A 4,435-nucleotide genomic window follows, 5' to 3' on the forward strand; every position below is an offset into this window, starting at 1 on the left:
CATGGTTCTGGAGGGAACAGAGACCCTGAGTCAGGCCCTGGTTTTCGGAGCGCAGGGCGTGGTCATCCAGGGCATCGGGCGGGGGGCGAAGGCGCTCAGTCGCGAGTTCAGCGCCCGCGAACTCGAGACATGGCGGGGTCAGCGGGCCCGCAAGGGCCGGCTGCTCGAACCGCGCCTGCGCGATCCGCTGGCACGACGCCGAACCGGGCCATAACTCGGGCATAATCCTGCGGCACTGCCTCCCCGACGAGGCAGACACGACAACAAGACCCACAAGGGTCCGGAGGAGCGCAATGGCTGCTGTCGCCATCCGCGGAGTGCACAAGCACTTCGGCGAAACCAAGGTCATCAAGGGGGTGGATGTCGCCATCGCCGATGGCGAGTTCTGCGTGCTGGTCGGTCCGTCCGGCTGCGGCAAGTCCACCCTGCTGCGCATGGTGGCGGGCCTCGAGGAAATCTCCTCGGGCACCATCGAGATCGGTGGCAAGGTCGTGAACGATGTCCCGCCCAAGGAGCGCGACATCGCCATGGTCTTCCAGAACTACGCGCTCTACCCGCACATGAAGGTCTACGACAACATGGCCTTCAGCCTGAAGCTGGCCAAGGCCGAGCGTGCGGAGATCGACCGCCGCGTGCAGGAGGCGGCGCGCATCCTGGGCCTGTCGCAGCTGCTCGACCGCTATCCGCGGCAGCTCTCGGGCGGGCAGCGCCAGCGGGTGACCATGGGCCGCGCCATCGTGCGCGATCCGCAGGTGTTCCTGTTCGATGAGCCGCTGTCCAACCTCGATGCCAAGCTGCGCGTGCAGATGCGCACCGAGATCAAGGAGCTGCACCAGCGGCTGCGCACCACCTCGGTGTATGTCACCCATGACCAGATCGAGGCCATGACCATGGCCGACAAGATCGTCGTCATGCATGACGGCATCGTCGAGCAGATGGGCTCGCCGCTCGAGCTCTACGACCGCCCCGCCAACACCTTCGTCGCAGGCTTCATCGGCTCGCCGGCCATGAACATGCTCAAGGGCGCGGTCAGCGCCGGCGGCGCCGGCATCGATCTGGAAGGTGGCGGCTCGGTGGCTGTGCCGGGCCTGCAGGCGAGTCCCGGTCAGGCGATCATCTTCGGGGTGCGCCCGGAGCACCTCAGCCTGGGCGGCAGCGGCATCGCTGCCGAGGTGGTGGTGGTCGAGCCCACCGGCGCCGACACCCAGGTCTATGCCCGCAGCGGCGCGGGCAACATCAGCGCCATCTTCCGCGAGCGGCATACCTTCCGGCCGGGCGACCGCATCCTGCTCACGCCCGACAGCAGCGCGCTGCATGTCTTCGATGCAGCCTCGGGGCGTCGGCTGCCTGCCGCCTGATCGTCCCGTTCCAACCGGTTCACCCCGAGGGCGGTTCAACCGCCTTCAGCCCTAGCGACATCCAACAAGGAGACATTCGATGACCCAGAGTCCGCGTCGCGATTTCCTGAAGACCTCGGCCGGCGCCACCGCCGGCGCCGCCCTCGTGGGCGCACCTGCTGTCCACGCCCAGGCCACCTGGAGCAACCAGCCCGAGAAGGGCGCCAAGCTGCGCGTGCTGCGCTGGAAGCGCTTCGTCCAGGGTGACGAAGATGTCTACATGGCCAACGTGCGCAAGTTCACCGAGAAGACCGGCATCGAGGTGCGGGTGGACCATGAAGGCTGGGAAGATGTCCGTCCCAAGGCGGCCGTGGCGGCCAATGTGGGCAGCGGTCCCGACATCATCCTGGGCACCAACGACGACGCCAATCTCTACCCCGAGAAGCTGGTCGATGTCACCGACCTGGCCACCTATCTCGGCCGCAAGTACGGCGGCTGGTACCCGGTTTGCGAGCAGTACCTTCGTCCTGACGGCAAGAAGTGGATCGCGATTCCCCTGGGCGCTGCGGGTGGCGCCATGGTGTACCGCGACAGCCAGGTCAAGGCGGCGGGCTTCCAGACCTTCCCCAAGGACACCGACGGGTTCCTGCGCCTGATGAAGGCGCTCAAGGACAAGGGCACGCCGGGCGGCTTCGCGCTGGGCAATGCCACGGGTGATGCCAATGGTTTCTGCCACTGGCTGATCTGGGCCTTCGGCGGCAAGCTCGCCAACGAGAAGAACGAGGTCGTGATCAACAGCCCCGAGACCCTCCGTGCGCTCGACTACGCCAAGGAGCTCTACGGCACCTTCGTGCCGGGCACCCTGTCGTGGCTCGACCCGAACAACAACAAGGCTTTCCTCGACGGCCAGGTCAGCGTCACCAACAACGGCATCTCGGTGTACTACGCTGCCAAGAATTCCAGCGACCCCAAGGTCAAGGAACTGGCGAGCGACATCCAGCATGCCAACATGCCGATCGGCCCGGCCGGTGTGCCTACCGAATTCCATCTGTTCTTCAACCAGATGATCTTCCGGCACACCAAGTTCCCCAAGGCGGCCAAGGAGTTCCTGCGCTTCATGATGGAAGAAGAGCAGTTCAGCCCCTGGATGAAGGCCTCGATCGGCTATGTCGCCCAGCCGCTGGTGGCCTACGAGAAGAACCCGATCTGGACCGAAGATCCCAAGCACACCCCGTATCGCGATGTGATGAAGCAGATGCGTCCGGCGGGGTACTCCGGCCGGCTCGGCTACGCCTCGGCCGGCGCCACTGCCGACTTCATCATCGTCAACATGGTGGCCGAAGCGGCCTCGGGCAAGTCCACCGCCAAGGAAGCGGCCGAGCGCGCACAGAAGCGCGCCGAGCGCTACTACCGGGTCTGACCGCTCCCGTTTGCGCGCCCGCCTGAGGGCGCGCCTCCCCCGGTGCCCGGGCCTGTCGCCTGCGCACCGGGATCGCCAACCTTCCTGCCGGATGAGACCGTGTCACTCCTCGCTCGCCTGCAGAACAGCCGCAACGGTCTGGGCATCGCGTTCATGTTGCCCGCGGCCGTCCTGCTGCTGCTGTTCCTGACCTACCCGCTGGGGCTCGGCGTCTGGCTCGGCTTCACCGATGCCAAGATCGGCCGTCCGGGCGAGTTCGTCGGGCTTGAAAACTACGCGTTTCTGATCAGCGACTCCGTCACCCGGCTGTCGCTGTTCAACACGCTCTTCTATACCTTCATCGCCAGCATCCTGAAGTTTCTGCTCGGGCTCTGGCTGGCGCTGCTGCTCAATCGGGCGTTGCCGTTCAAGACGCTGCTGCGCGCCGTGGTGCTGCTGCCCTGGATCGTGCCCACCGCGCTGTCCGCGATCGCGTTCTGGTGGCTCTATGACGCCCAGTTCTCGGTGTTCAGCTGGATCCTGGTCAAGCTGGGGGTGATCGACCGCTATGTCGACTTTCTCGGCGATCCCTGGAACGCCCGCTTCTCCACCATTGCGGCCAATGTCTGGCGAGGCATTCCCTTCGTCGCGATCTCCCTGCTCGCGGGGCTGCAGACCATCTCGCCCTCGCTCTATGAGGCCGCCGCCATTGATGGCGCCACGCCCTGGCAGCGCTTTCGCTTCGTGACGCTGCCGCTGCTCACGCCGATCATCGCGGTGGTGATGACCTTCTCGGTGCTGTTCACCTTCACCGATTTCCAGCTCATCTATGTGCTCACCCGCGGCGGGCCGCTCAATGCCACGCACCTGATGGCCACGCTCTCGTTCCAGAGGGCCATCTCCGGCGGTGCCATGGGCGAGGGCGCAGCGCTGGCCACCGCCATGGTGCCGTTCCTGCTGGCGGCCATTCTCTTTTCCTACTTCGGCCTGCAGCGTCGGGCCTGGCAACAGGGGTCGGACCGATGAGCGCGGACAAGGACACCGTCGGCATGGATTTCCTCGAGAGCCTGCCGAGGCGCTGGGTGGTCGGGTACATCCCGATCGGGCTGTTCGTGTTCGTGCTGCTGTTCCCGTTCTACTGGATGGTGATCACCGCCTTCAAGCCGAACAACGAACTGCTCTCCCGCGATGGCAACCCCTTCTGGGTGGTCGAGCCCACGCTCGCGCATTTCCGCAAGCTGCTGTTCGAGACCGCCTACCCGGAATGGCTGCTCAACACCATGATCGTGGCCGTGGTGTCCACGTTCCTGTCGCTGCTGGCATCGGTGTTCGCGGCCTATGCCATCGAGCGCCTGCGCTTCAAGGGGGCTCGGCAGGCGGGGCTGGCGATCTTCATGGCCTATCTGATTCCACCGTCCATCCTGTTCATCCCGCTGGCGGTGGTGCTGCAGGGGCTCGGGCTGTTCAACACCCGCTGGGCGCTGATCTTCACCTACCCGACCTTCCTGATCCCGTTCTGCACCTGGCTGCTGATGGGCTACTTCCGCTCGATACCCTACGAACTCGAGGAGTGCGCCCTGATCGACGGTGCCTCGCGCTGGGAGATCCTGGTCAAGATCATCCTGCCGCTGGCGGTGCCGGGTCTCATCTCTGCCGGCATCTTCGCCTTCACGCTGTCCTGGAACGAGTTCATCTACGC

Annotated in this window: 5 protein-coding genes; all 5 read left to right on the forward strand. The window is 65.4% G+C overall.

Annotation, left to right across the window (positions count from 1 at the left end; translation table 11 throughout):
- A partial coding sequence (locus AC2H6A_RS18130) for a hypothetical protein (protein WP_484275120.1) occupies positions 1-214 on the forward strand: 214 nt, incomplete at its 5' end.
- 79 nt (positions 215-293) lie between these two features.
- Positions 294-1,358, forward strand: a complete 1,065-nt coding sequence (locus tag AC2H6A_RS18135; RefSeq protein WP_484275121.1) for an ABC transporter ATP-binding protein — start codon at positions 294-296, stop codon at positions 1,356-1,358.
- A gap of 79 nt (positions 1,359-1,437) precedes the next feature.
- On the forward strand, positions 1,438-2,757 hold the full coding sequence (locus tag AC2H6A_RS18140) for an ABC transporter substrate-binding protein (RefSeq protein ID WP_484275122.1): 1,320 nt from the start codon (positions 1,438-1,440) through the stop codon (positions 2,755-2,757).
- A 153-nt stretch (positions 2,758-2,910) separates the two neighbouring features.
- Positions 2,911-3,762, forward strand: a complete 852-nt coding sequence (locus AC2H6A_RS18145) for a carbohydrate ABC transporter permease (protein WP_484275124.1) — start codon at positions 2,911-2,913, stop codon at positions 3,760-3,762.
- Positions 3,759-4,435 (forward strand): carbohydrate ABC transporter permease (locus tag AC2H6A_RS18150; RefSeq protein ID WP_484275123.1); only part of this gene is annotated, 677 nt, incomplete at its 3' end. The genes AC2H6A_RS18145 and AC2H6A_RS18150, both read left to right, overlap by 4 nt.

The sequence above is a fragment of the Quisquiliibacterium sp. genome, from assembly GCF_982640115.1.

Excerpts from the sequence above, each read along its gene's own strand:
- AC2H6A_RS18135 (WP_484275121.1), top strand. The coding sequence starts at position 294 with ATGGCTGCTGTCGCCATCCGCGGAGTGCACAAGCACTTCGGCGAAACC.
- AC2H6A_RS18140 (WP_484275122.1), top strand. The coding sequence starts at position 1,438 with ATGACCCAGAGTCCGCGTCGCGATTTCCTGAAGACCTCGGCCGGCGCC.
- AC2H6A_RS18145 (WP_484275124.1), top strand. The coding sequence starts at position 2,911 with ATGTTGCCCGCGGCCGTCCTGCTGCTGCTGTTCCTGACCTACCCGCTG.